This is a genomic window from Paracoccus aerodenitrificans (assembly GCF_027913215.1).
GTDB lineage: Bacteria > Pseudomonadota > Alphaproteobacteria > Rhodobacterales > Rhodobacteraceae > Paracoccus > Paracoccus aerodenitrificans.
Window position 1 is genome coordinate 2,337,206 of record NZ_CP115784.1, and the last position, 19,620, is coordinate 2,356,825.

The 19,620-nt window shown below is 60.9% G+C and carries 23 protein-coding genes; 9 read left to right on the forward strand and 14 right to left on the reverse strand.

Translation table 11 applies throughout. The annotated features are described in order from the left end of the window. Nucleotides 1–59: 59 nt before the first annotated feature. The 5 genes from PAE61_RS12855 to PAE61_RS12875 form a co-directional block, all read right to left on the reverse strand. Nucleotides 60–536, reverse strand: coding sequence for a copper chaperone PCu(A)C (locus PAE61_RS12855; protein WP_271112774.1), 477 nt, complete (start codon nt 534–536; stop codon nt 60–62). After that, entirely contained in the window at nt 533–910 is a 378-nt protein-coding gene (locus PAE61_RS12860) for a hypothetical protein (RefSeq protein WP_271112775.1), read from the reverse strand. Before PAE61_RS12860 ends, PAE61_RS12855 begins: the two co-directional genes overlap by 4 nt. A gap of 121 nt (nt 911–1,031) precedes the next feature. Next, nucleotides 1,032–1,334, reverse strand: coding sequence for a 50S ribosomal protein L28 (gene rpmB / locus PAE61_RS12865; RefSeq protein WP_271112776.1), 303 nt, complete (start codon nt 1,332–1,334; stop codon nt 1,032–1,034). Between the two features lie 140 nt (nt 1,335–1,474). Then, on the reverse strand, nt 1,475–2,206 hold the full coding sequence (locus PAE61_RS12870) for an isocitrate lyase/PEP mutase family protein (protein ID WP_271112777.1): 732 nt from the start codon (nt 2,204–2,206) through the stop codon (nt 1,475–1,477). Continuing rightward, the gene (locus PAE61_RS12875) at nt 2,203–3,258 is read right to left on the reverse strand and encodes a bifunctional transcriptional activator/DNA repair enzyme AdaA (RefSeq protein WP_271112778.1); all 1,056 of its coding nucleotides are present in this window, start codon (nt 3,256–3,258) and stop codon (nt 2,203–2,205) included. Before PAE61_RS12875 ends, PAE61_RS12870 begins: the two co-directional genes overlap by 4 nt. 206 nt (nt 3,259–3,464) lie before the next feature. On the opposite strand from PAE61_RS12875, the gene PAE61_RS12880 reads away from it, so the two are divergent. From PAE61_RS12880 to PAE61_RS12890, 3 genes are all read left to right on the forward strand, one after another. Then, nucleotides 3,465–3,857, forward strand: a complete 393-nt coding sequence (locus PAE61_RS12880) for a SoxS protein (protein ID WP_271112779.1) — start codon at nt 3,465–3,467, stop codon at nt 3,855–3,857. A gap of 73 nt (nt 3,858–3,930) precedes the next feature. After that, the gene (gene serS / locus PAE61_RS12885; protein ID WP_271112780.1) at nt 3,931–5,223 is read left to right on the forward strand and encodes a serine--tRNA ligase; all 1,293 of its coding nucleotides are present in this window, start codon (nt 3,931–3,933) and stop codon (nt 5,221–5,223) included. Between the two features lie 65 nt (nt 5,224–5,288). Further along, nucleotides 5,289–6,020, forward strand: a complete 732-nt coding sequence (locus tag PAE61_RS12890; RefSeq protein WP_271112781.1) for a hypothetical protein — start codon at nt 5,289–5,291, stop codon at nt 6,018–6,020. Here PAE61_RS12890 and der read toward each other — a convergent pair whose 3' ends face one another. The 3 genes from der to PAE61_RS12905 are packed head-to-tail and all read right to left on the reverse strand — an operon-like array spanning nt 6,021 to nt 9,608. After that, nucleotides 6,021–7,502: a ribosome biogenesis GTPase Der gene (der, locus tag PAE61_RS12895; protein WP_271112782.1), complete on the reverse strand. Its 1,482-nt coding sequence runs from the start codon at nt 7,500–7,502 to the stop codon at nt 6,021–6,023. Then, the gene (locus PAE61_RS12900) at nt 7,499–8,830 is read right to left on the reverse strand and encodes an outer membrane protein assembly factor BamB family protein (protein ID WP_271112783.1); all 1,332 of its coding nucleotides are present in this window, start codon (nt 8,828–8,830) and stop codon (nt 7,499–7,501) included. The genes der and PAE61_RS12900 overlap by 4 nt, the downstream gene beginning before the upstream one ends. 28 nt (nt 8,831–8,858) lie before the next feature. Further along, on the reverse strand, nt 8,859–9,608 hold the full coding sequence (locus PAE61_RS12905) for a tetratricopeptide repeat protein (RefSeq protein WP_271112784.1): 750 nt from the start codon (nt 9,606–9,608) through the stop codon (nt 8,859–8,861). A gap of 180 nt (nt 9,609–9,788) precedes the next feature. On the opposite strand from PAE61_RS12905, the gene PAE61_RS12910 reads away from it, so the two are divergent. Further along, nucleotides 9,789–10,367 carry a hypothetical protein gene (locus PAE61_RS12910; protein ID WP_271112785.1) on the forward strand — a complete coding sequence of 193 codons (579 nt, stop codon included), beginning with the start codon at nt 9,789–9,791 and terminating at the stop codon, nt 10,365–10,367. Here PAE61_RS12910 and PAE61_RS12915 read toward each other — a convergent pair. The 4 genes from PAE61_RS12915 to PAE61_RS12930 form a co-directional block, all read right to left on the reverse strand. After that, the gene (locus PAE61_RS12915; RefSeq protein WP_271112786.1) at nt 10,364–10,831 is read right to left on the reverse strand and encodes a MarR family winged helix-turn-helix transcriptional regulator; all 468 of its coding nucleotides are present in this window, start codon (nt 10,829–10,831) and stop codon (nt 10,364–10,366) included. The two genes, PAE61_RS12910 and PAE61_RS12915, sit on opposite strands and share 4 nt — an antisense overlap. Continuing rightward, nucleotides 10,828–11,667, reverse strand: a complete 840-nt coding sequence (locus PAE61_RS12920) for a carbon-nitrogen hydrolase family protein (RefSeq protein ID WP_271115157.1) — start codon at nt 11,665–11,667, stop codon at nt 10,828–10,830. The genes PAE61_RS12915 and PAE61_RS12920 overlap by 4 nt, the downstream gene beginning before the upstream one ends. A gap of 15 nt (nt 11,668–11,682) precedes the next feature. After that, complete coding sequence (grxC, locus tag PAE61_RS12925; protein WP_271112787.1) at nt 11,683–11,940, reverse strand: glutaredoxin 3; 258 nt, start codon at nt 11,938–11,940, stop codon at nt 11,683–11,685. A 97-nt stretch (nt 11,941–12,037) separates the two neighbouring features. After that, nucleotides 12,038–12,784, reverse strand: a complete 747-nt coding sequence (locus PAE61_RS12930) for a ComF family protein (RefSeq protein ID WP_271112788.1) — start codon at nt 12,782–12,784, stop codon at nt 12,038–12,040. Between PAE61_RS12930 and PAE61_RS12935 the strand changes: the two genes are divergently transcribed. The 3 genes from PAE61_RS12935 (at nt 12,783) to PAE61_RS12945 (ending at nt 15,105) form a co-directional block, all read left to right on the forward strand. Beyond that, the gene (locus PAE61_RS12935) at nt 12,783–13,628 is read left to right on the forward strand and encodes a methyltransferase domain-containing protein (RefSeq protein ID WP_271112789.1); all 846 of its coding nucleotides are present in this window, start codon (nt 12,783–12,785) and stop codon (nt 13,626–13,628) included. The genes PAE61_RS12930 and PAE61_RS12935 overlap by 2 nt on opposite strands. Further along, on the forward strand, nt 13,625–14,653 hold the full coding sequence (gene hemH, locus PAE61_RS12940; protein ID WP_271112790.1) for a ferrochelatase: 1,029 nt from the start codon (nt 13,625–13,627) through the stop codon (nt 14,651–14,653). Before PAE61_RS12935 ends, hemH begins: the two co-directional genes overlap by 4 nt. 113 nt (nt 14,654–14,766) lie before the next feature. Next, nucleotides 14,767–15,105 (forward strand): 4a-hydroxytetrahydrobiopterin dehydratase, encoded by a 339-nt coding sequence (locus PAE61_RS12945; RefSeq protein WP_271112791.1) that lies wholly within the window; start codon nt 14,767–14,769, stop codon nt 15,103–15,105. A 51-nt stretch (nt 15,106–15,156) separates the two neighbouring features. Here PAE61_RS12945 and PAE61_RS12950 read toward each other — a convergent pair whose 3' ends face one another. Then, nucleotides 15,157–15,759 carry a L,D-transpeptidase gene (locus PAE61_RS12950; protein WP_271112792.1) on the reverse strand — a complete coding sequence of 201 codons (603 nt, stop codon included), beginning with the start codon at nt 15,757–15,759 and terminating at the stop codon, nt 15,157–15,159. 207 nt (nt 15,760–15,966) lie between these two features. Here PAE61_RS12950 and dalA point away from each other — a divergent pair, with 207 nt between their 5' ends. Next, nucleotides 15,967–16,479, forward strand: coding sequence for a divisome-associated lipoprotein DalA (gene dalA / locus PAE61_RS12955; protein ID WP_271112793.1), 513 nt, complete (start codon nt 15,967–15,969; stop codon nt 16,477–16,479). Nucleotides 16,480–16,556: 77 nt separating this feature from the next. Here the strand turns inward: dalA and PAE61_RS12960 are convergent, their stop codons facing one another. Then, nucleotides 16,557–18,830: a calcium-binding protein gene (locus PAE61_RS12960; RefSeq protein ID WP_434803074.1), complete on the reverse strand. Its 2,274-nt coding sequence runs from the start codon at nt 18,828–18,830 to the stop codon at nt 16,557–16,559. Between the two features lie 231 nt (nt 18,831–19,061). Here PAE61_RS12960 and PAE61_RS17640 point away from each other — a divergent pair, with 231 nt between their 5' ends. Further along, nucleotides 19,062–19,247: a hypothetical protein gene (locus PAE61_RS17640; protein ID WP_434803075.1), complete on the forward strand. Its 186-nt coding sequence runs from the start codon at nt 19,062–19,064 to the stop codon at nt 19,245–19,247. Nucleotides 19,248–19,620: the final 373 nt, after the last annotated feature.

Below are 19,620 nucleotides of genomic sequence, written 5' to 3' on the forward strand. Positions count from 1 at the left end.
TCACATCTGCGTAAGCCCGGTGCGGAGCTGACGGGACCGCGACGGCCCCGTCCACAGGCTTAATGACTCCCTGCGTGGTCCTCCATCCCGGGCACGGTGCGGTCATTATCCACCGGGACGACGGTCTCGACAGTGCCGCAGTCACCGAAATCGAGGGACAGCGTAATCTCATCGCCGTTTTCCATCGGGCCGGTCAGTCCCATCATCATCACATGATCCCCGCCGCGAGCCAGAGCGTGCTCTTCCCCGGCAGGAATCTCTATGCCACCCTCGATCGGAACCATCTGCATCATGCCGTTATCGTGCTGAATATTCGTATGGAATTCGGCCTTTTCAGCTGCCGGTGTCGAAACCGCGCTCAGCGTACAGGCGGTATCGCCGGTATTGCCGATCATCATGAAGGCAGCGCCGGTCTTCTGGTTTGAGCTGCGGGCGAACGCATCGTGGATCTCGATTGCCGGGGCATCGGCAGCAAGAACTGGCGAGGCGACGGGAAGCGCCGCAAGGACGGCGGCTGCGAAGATATTGGTGTTCATGTCTCTACCTGAGGTTTGATCATATGACGAAAATCCGGGTCTAGACAGGATGGAGGGCTACGCGCCTGCGCCGAAGGAAGATGCGATTCCGCTTCGTCCGGGTGTAGGAAGGTGTATGACAGCAGAAAGCTGCGAATCTCGCGCTGAATAATGACCGGAGGCGAGGCAACGCCTGCCATCAGCGCAAGCGCCATATCCGGGCAAATTAGAAGACGCTGCACGGGCTTGCCCTGATAATCGACATAGATTGTCGTCAGGGCACCACCGCTGCACAGCACATGCTGCCCGGCGATCCGCGTTTGCCCACGCGCCGCCGCGAGGCTTTGCGAGGTCAGCATCAGCAGAACGATCAGGGTCAGACGAAAGACGTTCATGCCGCCTCTCCTAGCGCGACCCCGCATCCCGCACCAGTGAACAAAATGTCTCGTTCATGGCAAAACGCCCCACCGGAGAGAACCGGCGGGGCGTCCCGAAAATTCACGCAGGACAGAAAAATCAGGCTTCCAGATTGGCAGCCGTGTCGCTGGATTTGGCGATTTCTTTCTTGATCTTCAGCGCACGCGGCGACAGATCCGCATCCTTGGATTTCGCCAGAAACTCATCCAGACCGCCACGGTGATCGACGGTGCGCAGAGCCGATGCGGAAATCCGCAGGGAATAGCTGCGACCGGTCTTTTCCGAAGTCAGGGTGACGTCGTTCAGATTCGGCAGGAACCGGCGACGGGTCTTGTTGTTGGCGTGGCTGACATTGTTCCCGGTCATCGGGCCCTTGCCGGTCAATTCGCAGACGCGCGACATGTTGATATCCTCGTTTAACGTTCGCGGGACGGCCGAGGCTGACGACGCGATCCCAATGTGAAAAGGCGCCGCAAGGCAGCGCCCGAAATTCTGTTCGCGGGTGATTACTGAGTTGTTGCGCCAAGGTCAAGCCCTGTTGATCAGGATCGGGCAGTCTGTTCTTGAAATGCCCGCGCCAATGCGGTCATTGAATCCCGCCAGGGGAAGGGGCCAAAGCTGATTCGTGCGACACCGGCATCCGCAAGGTCCGCAATTCGCGGCGAGGACGGTGATTTCATCACATTCACCGGTAAAGGCGAACTGCCGCAGATTTCGCGAATCAGTTCCAGATCGACCAGTCCGGGGACAAAGAACCCATCCGCGCCAGCCTCATTGAAAGCGGCTGCACGTTCAAGGGCATCAGCTACCAACGATGCGTGGCGTTCGGACGAATTCTGCAAAAACAGGTCGGTCCGCGCGTTGATAAACAGCGAGGTTCTCTGGTCGATGGCCTCAATCAGACGCGCTTGCTCCTCAATTGATCTTACGCCGTTTTCCGGAGGAATACCGTCTTCCAGATTGATTCCTGCTACTCCGGTTTCTTCCAGCCGCGCGGCGTTTTCGGCGACATCGGCAGGGTTGTCCGCATAACCCGCCTCGAAATCGACGCTCAGCGGGAGATCCGATGCCGAGGCGATTCTTGCCGCAAGGTCGACAAGCAGATCGAACGGCAATTCCTGCCCGTCCGCGAATCCCATTGCGCCCGCGACCGAGGCGCTGCCCGTCGCCAGAGCGACCGCACCTGCATCCGCTATGGCACGGGCTGATCCCGCATCCCAGATATTGAACAGGATCAAAGGATCACCGGGGCGATGAATTGCAGCAAAGCTCATTGCGCACCCGCATATTTATGCTCGGCGGCGATCAGCTTTTCCTTGCGCCAGAGACCTCCGGCATAGCCCGTCAGAGTACCGTCAGCGCCGATGACCCGGTGACAGGGGATAATGATCGCAATCCCATTCGTGGCATTGGCACGGGCCACGGCACGGACGGCAGTCGGCTGACCGATTTCCGTCGCGACCTCGCCATAGCTGCGGGTCTGGCCTGCGGGGATCTGACGCAGCGCCTCCCAGACACGGCGCTGAAAATCCGTGCCGTGCGGCGCAAGCGGGACATCGAAGCGCAACAGATCACCGGCGAAAAACGCATTCAACTGCGCTTCCGTATGCCGGGTGATATCCGATCTGCCCAGACCGACCCTGCCCCCTGCATCACGCGAAACGCGACCAAGCTGCGTCTTCAGCGCCTTGCGGTCGCTGAACTCAAGCAGATGCAGCGCATTTTCATCCGCGACAGCGATCATGCCGCCAAGCGGTGTCTCGATCCAGTCCGCGACAAGCCCTCCGGCACCGCGCATCGCCGCAGGCGGATGGCCGAACAAGCGTGCGAAGGCCTGACGGAACCCGCTTGCCGATTCGAAACCGGCATCAAGCTGCGCGTCGATCACGGCACCGCCTGCCGCCACACGGGATACACCCTCTTTAAGCCGCGCCTGCCGTGCCATCTGAAGAAAGGTCACTCCGAAATTCCGGCGGAAGGCCCGTCGCACGGTTGAGGGATCATAGCCCATTTCCTCGATATCCGCCTCGGTCCAGCGGCGACCCGGATCGGCCTCGATCATCTTGCGCAACGCCGTGACAGCAGCATCGCCCTCTGCCGTCGCACCGGAGGGATGGCAGCGCTTGCAGGGACGGAACCCGGCAGCCTGCGCTTCTTCCGCATTGGCGAACCAGCGGCAATTCTCGGGGTTTGGCTTTCGCGCCGGGCAGGTCAGCCTGCAAAAAATCCCGGTAGAGGTCACACCGACATAGGCCCGGCCCTCAAAGGCCGGATCGCGATTGGCCAGGGCAGCGTAAAGCGTCTTATCGTCTGGCAGATCCAACATGTTCCTGTCCTTTTCCATCTGCCCCATTCTCTCCCAGACCGGAATGCGCTGCGACGCAAAACCGGGCGTTTCATTCAGCTTCTGATCTGGATAAACCCACAGCCCCCGAAACGCAAAACCGGACGCGGTTTTCGGCGACGCCAGCTTGCCCCTGCCCTGCGCCGCGCTTATCTTCCGGCATGTAGAGCCATGAGGGGGTATCGAAGGTGCTACGTCTGCAAATCCTTTCGATGCTGACCGTTCTGATCGCCGCTGCGATCGGTGTCGAGGCAGTCGCCGGGACAGTCCAGATCGCTCCGGTGCAATTGCTGATGGTGCGTCAGGACGGATGCCATTTCTGCGCCGAATGGGAACGTGAAATCGGGACGGATTATAACGAAACCGCTCAGGGAATCGCTGCACCCCTGCTGCGCGTTAATGTGCATGGTCCCTGGCCTGACGGTCTGGCACTTGACCGCCGTCCGGTCGTCACACCAACTTTTATCCTGATACAGGACGGGATCGAGACCGGCCGGATCGAGGGCTATCCCGGACCACAGGAATTCCGGGGTGAGCTTGGGGAATTGCTGTCCTCCCGGGGCATTGCGGTCAGCCGCTGACCTGTCAGGACGTATTTCAATCTGCGGCCCGTTCCGCTAACACCTGACGCGAAGATCAAGGACAGGTTCCGCCATGCATGACATCCGCGCCATCCGCGAAAACCCGGAAGCTTTCGACGCAGCGCTTCAGCGCCGGGGGGCAGATCCGGTCTCTGCCCGGATCCTGTCGCTGGACGAAGAGCGCCGGACCCGCATCAGAATAGCGGAAGAAGCGCAGGCCGAGCAGAACCGCGCCAGCAAGCTGGTCGGGGCCGCAAAGGCAAAAGGAGATGAGGCGGAGTTCGAACGGCTCCGCGCCTCGGTCGCTGAAAGCAAGGCAAAGATCGCCGCGATGCACGCCGAAGCGGCAGAGCTGGACCAGAAGCTGCGCGATCTGCTGATGACGATCCCGAATCTTCCGCTGGACAGTGTTCCCGACGGCAAGGATGAAAGCGACAATGTCGAGATCCGCCGTTGGGGTACTCCGCGCGAGTTCGATTTTACCCCCGCCGAGCATTTCGAAATTGCCGCGGTCAAGCCCTCGATGGATTTCACGACCGCCGCGAAACTGTCGGGATCGCGCTTCGTGGTCCTGACCGGCGCAGTCGCCCGCATTCATCGCGCATTGGCGCAATATATGATCGATACCCATATCGATGCGCACGGGCTGACCGAGACATGGACCCCGGTTCTGGTGCTGCCCGAAATGATGGAAGGCACAGGTCAGCTGCCGAAATTCGGCGAGGACAGCTATCAGACGCGGGAAGGCTGGTGGCTGATCCCGACAGCCGAGGTCACGCTGACCAACACGGTTAACGGCGACCTGCTTGAGGCGGATGCGCTGCCGCGCCGTCTTGTCGCCCATTCGCAATGTTTCCGCTCGGAAGCCGGCAGTGCGGGGCGCGATACTGCAGGCATACTGCGTCAGCATCAATTTGAAAAGGTCGAGATGGTCTCGATCACCGCAGCCGATACCGGCATGGACGAACATGCGCGGATGACCGGCTGTGCCGAGGCGATTCTGGAAGGGCTTGGTCTGCCCTATCGCACTGTCGTGCTGTGCACCGGCGATATGGGCTTCGGCGCCCGCATCACCCATGACATCGAGGCCTGGCTGCCCGGTCAGTCATGCTATCGCGAGATCAGCAGCATCAGCTATTGCGGTGATTTTCAGGCGCGACGGATGAATGCACGCTATCGCCCCGAGGCAGGCGGCAAGCCGGAGTTCCTGCATACGCTGAACGGATCGGGCCTCGCGGTCGGGCGAACCCTGATCGCCGTGCTGGAGAACGGACAGCAGCAGGACGGGTCTGTGATCCTGCCAGAGGTCCTGCATCGCTATCTGGGCGGCAAAGCAGTGTTGAAAGCTGACGGTGGTCTTGAATAAATGAACAACAACTTCAATGGCAGGTGATTCTCCGCTACCTGCCGTGTGGTGAGGCGTTGTCCTGAATGGCACAGCTCGGAAAGCTCGTACTGGTCTTCTCGACGCTGGTTTTTCTTGCCAGCAGCATGAGCTTGGCCCTCCATGAGGATCAGCAGCGCCAACCCAGCTATATCGTCGAAAATATCCCGGTCGAACCAAATCTACTGGCTGCGGTTCTGCTGATCCCCGAGGATATGGCAACCTGGGTCATCCTTGTCGGCGTCTGGATCACCGTCGCCGGTTTCGCGATTTTTACGATGAAGGATCTTGATGGCGAACGGGCCTTGCCCCCCGCGGATATCGCTTTGCTGTCCGGCGCGTTTCTCTGCGGCGCGGTCTGGCCGTGGATTGCCTATCATGCGCCGCTTGCAGGGTTTCTTGTCTGCGTGATCATGCTGATCGCCCAGATTGCCGCGATCAGCCGGCGCATGTCGGATGGCAGGCTGGCGCATAGTCCGCTGATCGGGATCATTCTGGGCTGGACCACCATCCTGACCTTCACCGCCTTTGCATCCTTTATCCATGATGCAATGCGGATGCCGCCCGAGCTTGCTTCTCTGGTGGCGTCTGTGATTGCCTGCGTCACGACAATGGCGGTCCAGATGCGGATGCCGCGCAATGCGCTCTATACGATCACCGTGATGTTCGCATTTCTTGCGCTATCCGCAGCGATGATCGAGTCCGCGCCCGCCATCGCCGTCATTTCGGTGCTGTCAATTGCCGCGCTGACCTTCCTGCTGGTCCGTGTGACGACCTGATCAGCTTCCCTTCGGCTTCTGCCGGTTCTTGTGCTTGGAAAGAGCACCGGACTGGCTGATCTTTTCCGCCTTGTGCCGATATGGATTCACCTTGCCCTGATCGCGGAAGAAAATCCGGATCGGGGTGCCGGGCATGTCGAAATCCGTCCGCAACCCGTTCACCAGATAGCGGTGATAGCTTTCCGGGATCTTGTCCGTATGCGTCGCCTTGACCACGAATGCCGGAGGCCGGGTCTTCACTTGCGTCATGTAACGCAGCCTGATCCGCCGTCCGCCCGGCGCTGGCGGAGGATGCGCCTCGGTCATCGCCTCAAGCCACTGGTTCAGCTTCGAGGTCGAAACCCGGCGATTCCACACCGCATATGCCATCATGATCGCATTATGCAGCCGGTCCAGCCCCTTGCCGGTTCGCGCCGAAACCGTCACCAACGGCGCCCCTTTCAACTGGGGCAGCAATCTCTCGAAGGATTGACGCAGCTCTTTCAGCTTCTCGGGCTTGTCATCCTCAAGATCCCATTTATTCGCGGCAACGACCACCGCGCGGCCTTCCGTCTCGGCCAGATCGGCAATGCGCAGATCCTGCTGCTCGAACGGGATCGCCACATCCAGAAGCACCACGACCACCTCGGCGAAGCGCACGGCACGCAACCCATCGGCCACAGAGAGCTTCTCAAGCTTGTCGGTCACCCGCCCGCGTTTGCGCATTCCGGCGGTATCGAAGATCCGCATCGGCGTGCCCATGAACTCGGCCCTGACCGAGATCGCGTCGCGGGTAATCCCCGCCTCGGGGCCGGTCAGCAAACGATCCTCGCCGAGAATCCTGTTGATCAGCGTCGATTTTCCCGCATTCGGCCGCCCGATCACAGCCAGTTGCAGCGGACGCGCATCGGTCGGCATCCAGTCCGGAGCCGCATCCTCATCGAACTCGGCATCCTCGGGCAAGTCCACATCGACAGCAGGCTCATATACCGCATTCGCCGCTGTCAGCTCGGCTGCAAGCGGTTTCAGCCTGGCGTAAATATCCTCCATCCCCTCACCATGCTCGGCAGAGATGCGGAGAGGTTCGCCAAGACCAAGCGCATACGCCTCCATTGCGCCCGCCTCTCCGGCGCGGCCTTCGGATTTATTCGCGGCAAGGATCACATGTTTTGCCCGTTTGCGCAGAATATCGGCGAAATATTCGTCCGTCGCCGTCACACCGACGCGCGCATCGATCACGAAAAGCGCCACATCCGCCTCATCGACGGCGCGTTCGGTCAGGCGGCGCATCCGGCCTTGCAGACTGTCATCCTCGGCCAGTTCCAGACCGGCAGAATCGACCACGATAAATCGCAGATCGCCAAGCCGCCCCTGCCCTTCGCGCAGATCGCGCGTAACGCCGGGCTGATCGTCGACAAGCGCCAGCCGCTTACCGACAAGCCGGTTGAACAGAGTGGATTTACCGACATTCGGCCTGCCGACAATGGCGAGTGTAAAGCTCATCTGTAAGCGTAGAGATTGCCGTCGCGGCTTGCGACATACAGCGTGTTCCCAGCAACGACGGGTGCCGAAGCCGCCCCGCCCGGGATCGGAGCCTGCCCGACCAGACTGCCCGAGACCGGATCAAAGGCCCGCAGCAAACCGTCCGACGAGGCGACAAACAGCCTGCCCCCTGCGAGGATCGGCCCGTAATGCGCATAGATGCGATCCTGCCGTCTGACCCGGGTGTCGGTATACCAGGGCATATTGACACCCCAGATCACGGCTCCGGTCGCGGCATCGATGCGCACAAGCTGGTTCTGATCATTCACCGCGAAGATCGCATTGCCGACAGCCAGCACCGGAGACACCGCCCCCTGACGCGCCGACCAGAGCGGCAGGCCGCTTTGCCGGTCAAACGCATTGATGCGTCCTGAAGAGGTTCCGGCATAGATTACATCACCGGCAATGACCGGCTCTCCGGTCATGTCGCGGATATTCGAGATCGCCCGACCGACGCGATTGCCCGCAACCTGACCGGACCAGCGTTCAGTGCCGGTTTCCCGGTCAACAGCCAGAAGCTGACCGGATGAGAAAGGAAACACCACCAGATCACCCGCAACCGCCGGAGCGGCCACGCCCATGACCCCGGTCGGCTGCGGAATCCCGGCTACCTGCCACAGCAGCTTGCCATCCGAGGCCCGCACCGCAAAGCCGACGGCGTTGCGGCTGGTCACATAGACGACGCCATTCTGTACTGTCGGTGCACCGCCGATGGGGGCTCCGACACGCTGACGCCACAAAATGCCGCCACTTGCCGCATCCAGAGCGACAAGCTCACCATAACCGGTCGTCGCAAAGACCTGCCCGCTTTCATAGGCGACGCCGCCGCCGGAAACGCTGTTCGGGCTTTCACCGGCAGGGGTCAGGTTAGTCGACCAGGCAGTGCCGCCCGATTGCGCTGTCGCCGTGACTGTCGCGCGGCTGTCCAGCGTAAAGACCCGCCCCGCTGCGACAATCGGATCGGCGGTGATCCGGTGCCGCTTACCCGCCGGCTGACCGATCGGAGCCGCAAAGACCTGCTGCATCCCTGACCCGAGCGCGACATGACCGCTGAGATGCGCCGCATTCGCCCCGCGATGCGTCCATTCGGCATTCGCACGCGCAGCGGGCAGGCTCAGCGCCGTGGTCGAAACGGCGGGTTGCTCAACAGCGGGGCCATCGGGCGAGGTGACTGCGCGGGGGTCCAGACGCTGCCCCGGCAGAGTGACCTCTCTTTCGGCACAGGCGGACAGAGCCAATACAGCCAACAGGGCAAGGCGTGCGGGGGTCACGGCTGATTTCGTCGTCATTGCAGGCCTCGTATCTTGCGGCAAACTATCATTCGGCAGCGGCAGGAGCACCGGCAGTCGCGGCATCGTCCGACACCGTTACATCATCCGGGGCCGCAGCGGCACTTGCAACGGCAGGCGGCATGACCGGGTTCACCTCTGGGTCGCCGCCGAGGCTGATCATTAGCTCGGTCAGCCTGCCACGCAGCGCCTGGCTGATACCGTCCTCGGCCAATGTCTCGCGGATCAGCGTCAGCGCGTCCGGACTGCGACCGGCAGCGGCAAGCGCCACGGCCTTCTGTTCCAGAGCCAGCAGGCGGAACGGTGCGCCGGGCTGCGACAATTCGGACAGAATCGCGTCGCGTTCCGCCGGGTTCATCGTATTGCCCCGGACGAGGATCGCCTTCAGCCGCGCCAGATCGCGGATCACAGGATCTTCGGCACCGCTATAGGCAGCATCAAGCATCGGGCCCGCCGCCTCGACATCGCCAGCCTCAAGCGCCGCACCCGCCGCCAGAAGATCGGCCAGAGCCGCCCGGTCAGGATTCCCGCCATTCTCAAGCGCGGCAAGCTGACCCGGCACATCGTCCGAATTCTGCGCCGCCAGAACCGCATCGCCCCATTGCTGCGCAGCCGCCCGGTCGCGCGAACTGGCATATTCACGCCATGCGGCGCCGCCGACGATCACCGCAATCAGCAAAAGGCCGATCCAGCCATAGCGGCGGAACAGCGCATAGAGCCGGTCGCGCCGAACTTCTTCAGTGACTTCGTCGATGAAACTGTCAGTCTCGTGGCTCATATCTTCCCGCCTTATCCTTGCGCACCCTTATAGCCGAGACACCGGACGGGACAAGCCGCCCCTCTGCTCACATTGCCGCAAAGATCCCTTGCGCTTCGGCAGCATATCCTGCCCGCGACGACTTGACCTCGGCTGCGGCGCAAGGTTTTCAGGGGCCGATCCCCGGAACAGAGCAGCACCATGAGCCTTACCACCGACGAAATCACCGATCTCTTTACCCGCGACGGCACTTATCTGTGCGCAAGATGGGGGCGTCCGGTCGCGCCGGTGATCTTCAGTCTGGCGGATGAAACGCTGGATATCTTCCGCGCGGCGCTGCATGCGGCCTATCGTCATGCCGGTCATCCAATCAGCGACACCGATCCCGAAATGGGCGCGAATCTGATGATCTTCTTCTGCCGCAACTGGGATGAGATTGCAGGAATACCCGATCTGGACCGGCTGACGGGGCAGGACGGGCTTGCCGAAAGGCTTCAGAGTCAGCATGCAGATCATTATCAGATTTTTCGCTTCGATCCGGGTGGCGCAATCCGCGCCTGCCTGTCCTTCATCCGCATCGGCGGGGCGCTTGCCGATGCCCATCCCGGTGTGCTGGCCGAAACCATCGCCATGCGCTCCATGCTGAGCTTCGCCCGCGAGATCACCCCGTCGCCGGAACTCGCCCGGCTGATCCGCGCCGCCTATGATCCGGTTATGCCGGATATGGCCGGGGACCCCAGCCACGCATTTCGTCTGGCAGCCCGGCTGAGCCAGGGTTAACCAAGCTCAAGCCGGTCGCGCAGGGCGCGGAGAACCGGCAAAGCGGCCCGCACCCGCTCGGCCCCGATATCGCGCACCACATCCGACATGGCGGGCAGGATAGCCGCAAGCGCCGCATCCCGCGCCGCCCGGCCAGACGGGCTGATAGACACGAATTTACGCCGCGCATCGTCCCAATCGGGACGGATATGCACATGCCCCGCCCATTCAAGCCGCGCCAGCGTGTTGGTCATGGCCCCGCGGGTAACATGAAACGCCTCGGCCAGTTGTGCCGGAGTCCGCTCTTCCGAGACATGCGCCAGCAGGTTCAGCACGGAAAAATGCGAGATCTGCATTCCGCCGGGCAAGGTCCGGCCGATCAGAGCCCGCGCAAGCTGTTCGACCACAAGCACTTCGGCAAAAAGGCTTGCCGCAACCGAATTACGGCTCGATTCCTCTGGAGGTTGTGTCTTCAGATCGGTCAAGGCGCTTCAAATGGTTGGTTGGTCCGGATCGCGGGAATGCGAAACCGTGCCTTGCGAACAGCGTTCAAGTCAAGCTTTACCACACGCACACCGGGGCCGTCTTCCGCTTCCGCAAGCACGTCTCCCCAAGGGGACACCGCAAGGCTGTGGCCGTAACTCCGGCGCTCGCGCGGTCTCGCGGCATGCGCGGCCTCGTGCAGACCGCATTGCGCCGGGGCCAGCACAAAACTGCCGGTTTCAATGGCCCGGGCACGCAAAAGCACATGCCAATGCGCCGCACCTGTCGTGTCGTTGAACGCCGCCGGGATGCTCAGAATTTCGGCACCGGCCTGCCCCAGCAGGCGATAGAGATGCGGAAAGCGCAGATCGTAACATACCGTCATGCCGATCCTGACCGGCTTATCCGCCAGAACAGCGTGCGATCCGGGACGGTAGGCGCTCGATTCCCGGAAGCTTTCCGTTTCGGAAATCGTCACGTCGAACATATGGATCTTGTCGTAACGCGCGGAAATGCCGCCGGAGGGATCGACCAGCAGGCTGCGATTCACGAAACGCGTCTCACCGGGATCGTCGGATTTCAGCGCCAGCGAGCCGATCAGCAGCCAGATCCCCAGATCCGAGGCCTGACGGCGAAGTGCCTGCAAGGTCTCATCCTCAGCCTCGGGCCGCAGGATTTCTGACTGCCAGCTTCGATCGCCAGAGATAAGATTCGTGCATTCCGGCGTGACGACCAGACTGGCGCCCTGCCCCGCCGCTTCTGCGACAAGTTGCTGCGTGACGGGCAGGTTCGCGGCAGGATCGTCGCCTACCGAAAGCTGAACCAGCCCGGCTGTCAGAGCATCGTCCAGGGCTCAGGCAGCCAGAAGCGGATCCAGCTTGCCCGCCTGATCCATTGCCCGCAAATCGTCAGAGCCGCCTATATGCTTGTCGTCGATGAAAATCTGCGGAACAGTTCTCCGCCCATTGGCGCGTTCCATCATTTTTTCGCGAAGTGAGGCATCCCGGCTGACATCGATTTCCTGATAGCCGACGCCTTTTTTGTCAAGCAATTGCTTGGCCGCACGACAGAACGGGCAGGTCGGCGTGGTATAAATTTCGACTTTCGCCATTCGGCTTCCCCTGAATCAGACTGTTTTCAGGGATGTATATGTTCCACGCCGCGATTTCCAGAACTTCGGCATTTTCACAGACCATATACAGGCGCGGCTATTGCTTCACCGCCCGCGCCAGAACTGCGACCGATACCTGTTCGACCCCTTGCGCCAGCAGCGCACGGCTCGCCGCCTCCATTGTGGCACCCGAGGCCATGACATCATCCACCAGCAGAACCGGACGCGACGCCAACAGCTTGCAACCGCGTGGTGAAACGGAAAATGCGTCCTTCAAATTCTCGTGACGTTCGGCGTGGCTGCGATGGTCCTGCGCTTGGGTGGCCCGCGTTCTTCTCAGAAGCGAGGGCATGACGGCCAGCCCCGTTCTTCGTCCGATCTGCTGCGCCAGCAAATCGGCCTGATTATATTTGCGCACCATGAACCGGCGCGGATGCAGCGGGATCGGCAGAATAACCGTATCATCCGTGACAAGCGGTCGCGCAGCATCCGCCAGCCACTGCCCCAGAGGCACCGCCAGATCCGGCCTGTCCCCATGTTTCAGCGCCAGCACCATCCCTCGCCCGACGCCGCCATAGACCAAAGCCGCCCGGCCAGCATGCCAGGAAGGCCGAAGCCGGAGGCAATCGTCGCAGATCAAACCTGCCTCCGCTGCGACTCCGGGCAGAGGCACGCCGCACACATGGCAGGCACAGCCCGACACAAACTCACAATCCCGCCAGCAGGCTGGACAAAGCGCACCATCCTGTTCGACAGCAATCCCGCAGGACAGACATTGCGGCGGATAGACCATCGTCAATGCGGCTTTCATCGCCCGCGGAAGGGATTTAAGAAATGCGGCCATGACCTCCGACCATGAAAAGACCCAATCAGATAATGGCCGTCACAGGCTGGTTGATCCGGCAGCTTTGGCCCGCCAACGCGCACGGGCGCGGCGGCTTGGGCTGGCCGAACCGCTGCATCGGCTTGCCGCAGATGAGGTTCAGGATAGGCTCGGAGAGATTAACAGAGACTTTACGCGCATCGGCATTGTCACCGCATGGCCCGAATTCTGGGCCGGTATCTTTCCCGACGCCACCATCCTGCCAGATGACGAAATTCTGGCGCTGCCCCGAAATCTGGATCTGGTCATCCACGCCATGAGCCTCCACTGGGCCGAGGATCCCGTCGGACAGATCGTGCAATCCGCGCGGGCGCTGAAGCCGGACGGGCTTTTCATGGCGGTTTGTTTTGGCGGCGATACGCTGATCGAATTGCGCGACGTCCTGTCCCGCGCCGAGATCGACGCCACCGGAGGCCTGTCGCCGCGCCTTCTGCCGATGGGAGAGATCCGCGACCTTGGCGGCCTGTTGGCCCGCGCCGGTCTGGCCCTGCCGGTGGCCGATCATCTCGCCGCGCCCGCCAGCTATCGCGACCTGTTCCATCTGGCGGCGGATCTGCGTGCCATGGGCGAAACCAACGCGCTGAATCAGCGCCTCCGCCATCCCACCCGGCGCGAGATCTTTGCCCGTGCCGCTGAGGATTACGCCAGCCGATATCCCGATCCGGCCAATCCCGGCCGGATTCTTGCCACATTCGACCTGATCTTTCTGACTGGATGGGCCCCCGATCCGGGCCAGCAAAAACCTCTGCGTCCCGGCTCGGCCAGAATGCCGCTCTCGGATGCATTGAAAGCGAGAACATCATGACGCCCCAGCACGCCCCCGCCGACCATCCCGAGATCGTTCGGGATAAAACCGGCATCCTCATTGCCAATCTCGGGACGCCCGATGGCTATGATTACTGGTCGATGCGCCGCTATCTGAATGAATTCCTCTCGGATAAGCGCGTGATCGACCTGCCGGGCTGGAAATGGCAGCCGCTTCTGCAAGGGATCATCCTGACCAAGCGGCCTTTCAGCTCCGGGGCGAATTACAAGCTGATCTGGAATGAGGAGAAAGGCGAAAGCCCGCTCATGACTATCACCCGCGATCAGGCGGATGCGCTGCGACAACGGGCTGAAGCCGAATGGGGCGATCAGGTCATGGTGGAATTCTGCATGCGCTATGGCAACCCGTCGACTCATGAGGTACTGGACCGCATGGTCAAGGAAGGCTGCCGCCGCATCCTGTTCCTGCCGCTTTATCCGCAATATGCGGGCGCGACGTCAGCAACGGCGAATGACCAGCTTTTCCGCGCCCTGATGCAGCAGAAATGGCAACCCGCCGTGCGGACCGTCGAGCCCTATTTCGACCGGCCCGATTATATCGAGGCACTTGCCGGCTCGGTCCGACGGGCGCTTGAGGGCAGGACGCCCGGCAAGCTGGTCGCCTCATATCACGGGATGCCGAAGCGCTATCTTCTGGAGGGCGATCCCTATCACTGCCAGTGCCAGAAAACCTCCCGGCTTCTGCAAAACGCGCTTGGCTGGCAGGACGGCATTATCGACACGACGTTCCAATCCGTCTTTGGTCGCGAAGAATGGCTGCGCCCCTACACGGTGGAACATGTCGCGGAACTGGCCCGGCAGGGTCACACCGATATCGCCGTGATCTCACCCGCCTTCGCGTCGGACTGTATCGAAACGCTGGAAGAGATAAACGGCGAGATCCGCGAGTCGTTTGAACATGCCGGGGGCAAGAACTTCACCTATATTCCCTGTCTGAATGCCGAGCCTGCCCATATCGAGGTGATGATGAACGTGGTGCGCGAAAATATCGCGGGATGGCTGTGATTTTTCCGGTACCTGCGACGGGCAGATAAAACCAAAAAACCGCCCTGTGGCAGCCTTTTCCCCGATCGGGCGTTATATCCGCGTATTCTGTGACAGGATAAAGGAACCGAACAATGCCCGACAGAGAACTTGCGCAGCAAAGCTGCAAACCTATCGAAAAGGGCACGAGACCCCATGACAGCGCCTCGGCGGAGAACCTTCTCGCACGTCTCGATGGGTGGAAATTGTCCGAGGACGGCAAAAGCATCACGCGGCGTTTCACCTTCAAGGGGTTCCTCAGGGCCGTCGAAATGGCAAATCTCGCGGCATGGCTTGGGAACAAGCAGGATCACCACCCCGATATCAGCTTCGGATTCGGATATTGCGAAGTGACCTTCAGCACGCATGATGCGGGCGGGCTGACGGATAATGACTTCATCTGTGCGGCCCGGCTGGACATGCTTGTCGCATGACCGCGACGCCACGGGAGGACGGCCCCGAAACGGGGCCGCAACGCATAGCGGTCAGATGATCAGAACCTGCGTGCCGATCTTGGCATACCCGAAAAGCTCTTTGATATGCTCATTATACAGGCCGACACAGCCATTCGAGGATTTGCGCCCGATCTTGCGCGTGTCATGCGTCCCGTGAATGCGGTAATACTGCCATGACAGGTAAAGCGCGTGAGTCCCAAGCGGATTATCCGGCCCCGGCGGCACGAAGGGGGGCCATTCCGGATTGCGTTTGCGCATATCGGGGGTCGGTGCCCAGCTTGGGCCTTCGACCTTCTTGATGACCTCCGTCCGGCCCTTGCGCGTCAACTCGGCGCTGACCGGAATGGACGAAGGATAGAGACGATAGATGCTTTCATCCTCGGACCAGTAATGCACGGCGCGCGAGGTATAGTCGCACAGGATCGCGCCATTCCGCAGTGAGGTGAAGTAAGGCTTCCAGTCCTGCGCACGGAAGCTGGATATATTGCGCGTCTGGTCGTCATTGGGGTCGTATTGCACACGTCCCGCATCGGGCGTCTGCGCCAGACCGGGGGCCGAAAAGCCCACAGCCCCAAGCGCTGCAGCCGAGGTGACAAAGCTGCGCCGGTCCAGGCCACGGAAAGCTCTGGTCATGTTCTTCTCCTGCTCGGGCCGTCTGACGTGGCCTTGGAATTATATGGCCCGAATTTATGCCCGCTAGGCAGATTCGGACAACTGAAACTGTCGTTATCGGATCATATGGTTCAGGAAATGTTGTGAAAATCACGCAATATTTCCTTTGACGGCGCGAGACGCCACGCTAGATGAACCCAAAAGAAAACCAAAACGATGAGGCACAGTATGAAATCCATGATGCTCATTCTGGTGACCGGGCTGGCACTTGCCGGCTGCGCTCCCAGAACGCCAGGCGCCGTGGTCGGGCCGGACGGTCAGGCCGTGCCTGTCGCCTATACGATCGGCGCCAGCGAGGCGGCAGCGATTCCCAATCGTATCCTTGAACAGGTAAATCTGCTGCGCTCCGGCTCGGGTGTTGCGCCGCTGAAGCTTGACCCCACGCTGAGCGCCGCCGCTGCCGCGCATTCCCGGGATATGGCAGCGCAGAACCGGGCATGGCATTTCGGATCGGACGGCTCCTCCCCACTGGATCGAGCGCAACGAGCGGGCTATTCGGGTGAACTGGTCGGCGAAAATATCAGCGAAAGCTACGAAAACGATATCGTGACGCTTCAGGCTTGGATGGAGACGCGCGATACGCGCGATGTCATCATGGATCCCGCCGCCACGGCACTGGGCTTTGCATGGTATCAGGAACCGTCGAAGAAAATCTGGTGGACGCTGATTACCGGCAAGTAAAACCTCCCGAAGGCGATATATTACCCGTCTGCCCCGTGCGGTCGGGTGCTGCGTCCTCATATCCCTGATACCGTCTGTCACAGCAGCAGATCGAAGGGGATCACCGGCGACCCCATGACGCTGATTCGAAAATCCGGATCGGCGTCACCATTCAGATCGAACAACAACTGCGTTCCGCCCTGAATATCCTGCAGCGCCATCTCTGGCCGTCCTGTTCCGCTGAGGCCGTCACTGCCCGTCCAGACCAGATCATCGGGCAAGGCCGTCAGGTCGATAACATCCTCTCCAGACCGGAAATCCTCAATCACATCCGGTCGCGAGGATATCCGGGGGGCGCTGAACACGAAACGATCCGCCCCGGCACCGCCGGTAAGCTGATCGTAACGCTCCCCACCGATCAGCACATCGTCGCCTTCACCGCCATCAATCGTGTCATTGCCGTGATCCCCCATCAGAGTGTCATTACCCGCATCTCCGGACATGATGTCATTTCCGAACCCGCCATCGACAAGATCATTCCCGTCGCCCCCCACAACCGTGTCGTTCCCAAGACCTCCGCGCACCGTGTCATTTTCGTTCAGCCCCCATACCTCATCGGGTCCCGCACCACCGAGCATGTCATCCCGGCCCAGCTCTCCCCACATGCGATCGGGTCCCAGACCGCCATTCATCGTGTCATTGCCCAGACCGCCGCGCAGGCTGTCATGCCCCCCATCGCCATTGACAATATCATCCCCAGCCTCACCCAGAACCGTGTCATCGCCTATCCCGCCATAGAGACTGTCATTCCCCGCTTCTCCGCGCAGAGCGTCATTGCCGTCATTGCCGTAGATCCGGTCCTGACCGTCCGCGCCGAAAATCGTATCGTCCCCCATCCGACCCCGCGCGACATCGTCATGTGTGTCAAGCGAGATATGATCGGCCTCCATCCCGCCTGTTACCGAATCGTCTCCGTCACCGCCGCTGATGCGGTTGCCCGGCCCCCATACCCTGATCCAGTCATTGCCGGTTCCGCCGTTGATGACGTTATGCCCGACAATCCCGATCAGCTTGTCATGACCGGAACCACCCTCGATCCTGTCCCAGCCCCCTTCGCCATAGACCAGATCGTCTCCGTCGCCGCCATAGATGCTGTCCGCGCCCGGACCGCCGAGGATTACGTCATTGCCCGTCTCTCCATGCAGCACATCCTTGCCGACATAGCCCCAGATGCGGTCATCCCCCGACCCGCCATAGATAGTGTCATTACTTCCGTGACCGCTCAGCCGGTCATGATGGCCGCCGCCCTTGATCAGGTCATCCGCAGCCCCGCCATAGATTTCATCAGAACCCTTGCCTCCCGACAGCGTATCCCTGCCATTATTCCCGATCAGCAGGTCCGGCCCATGCCCGCCCAGCAGATCGTCATTGCCCCGCAGGCCATCGGTTGCCCCGCCGCGATCGGGCATCCGAATACGGTCATCACCGCCCGTCCCGAGAACGGGATTTTTACGGGATGGCGGCGGAGGCAATGGGGTCGGCCCTGAATATCGCCCGGGCCCGCCCCCGGGAGACAGAGGCGTTCCAGGGGGATCGCTGATAGGCGTTACCGGCGTGACCAGACTGCCATAATCGATATCATTCACATAATGCGCCAGCGGAAACATGCTGTCCGTAAAATGAGAGGCAGGAAGCGCCTTTCCGTCTGACGTCTGTATCTCGATCCTGACCGTTCCAGCCTGCAAAGCTGCACCGCCTGCGGTCGGAATGATCTTCATCTGAGCAATGCTGCGAATAAAGGCCAGTTCGGACAGATCCAGCGTGTCGCGGCGCGGATCATAATCATGAATCGTGACCTGTCGCGCCGCATATGTGGGGATGAAAATATCACTTCCATCCCCCCCATGCATGGCGACCTCGCCCTCTCGTCCGATCAGGATATCGTCTCCACCCGCGCCTGCAAGGGCTGACGACGCCCCCATGCCGATGATGATGTCGTTATCCTCACCTCCGGTAAGCCGCCCGCTCCCGGATTTTGTGATCCCGATCCGTCCGGGATAGAAGGCAAGCTGCGTCACACCGTTTTCGGTCGCGCTTGCGGCAAAGATGGCGACCTTGCCACCAATGACCCTCGCTTCAAGCGCCGAAACATCGGCAAGCGTCATGTCTGCGGTGTCTGCCAGCGTCGCAAGCAAGATCAGCCTGCCCTGACCATCAAGTGTCATGACGGAAATCCCGTCATCCGCCCCACCCGCAAACACAAATCCGCGGCCGTTTATTTCAACCGCATCTACAGCCGTCGCCGATTGAAATCGCGTATGAAGCGAATCTATGACGTGATCGCGAGTATCCAGCCTGCCTGACGCGTCCATCCCGAACACCGTCAGAGAATTGCTTTCTCCCCCTGCGACGACAAGAAAATAACCCGCCGAGCTTTTTACCGCAGCGCTGTCATGCGGCGCGGCAATGCCAATATCATTATCCCGATCGAACCCATCGACACGGCTCAACCCGTCGGTTTTCATCCTGAAGATATCGACCGCGCCCCCGCGGGGCGAACTTGCAATCGCAAAATCTGAAGATCCGATCTGCGCCGTCTCGATATGCGTAAATTCGGCATCGGTGATTTGCGTGGCAATCCCCGGCTCGGTATCCAGCCGCTTCAGTTCGCCATTATCGCTCAGACTGTAAAGCGAAAGCGTTTCATCGCCGTTTCGTCCTGCAAGAATGAAGTCTTGTTCGCCAATGGTGATTCTCTTCAGCGTGACGGTATCACCCGGTATCGCTGATCGGTCGAACAGAGGCCCGGAGGATGTCAGCATCCCTGCCTGATCCATCCACAGGCCGCGATGAACTCCATCTTGCTGCCCGGTTACGGCAAGCTGGAACTTTCCGCTTTTCGGAACTGCTTCGACCCGCGCCCCCGCCAGATAGCTTCCCGCAGCCTGCACCGACTGCACCCCAATCGCAGAAGCCGCGTTGCCAGCTTCGGCCAAGAGAAAGCTGCTGAACGCCGTCCCGCCATCCGCCGCCACGACAAGCACGGGCCCCTGAGCGGTCTCAACAAGCTGAAGATCCGTAATGTTGCGCCCATAGGGAATTTTCGTCGCAAGCAGGGTCGTCACATGGTCAAGCACAGTCATCAGAGGTCACCAAATTTTG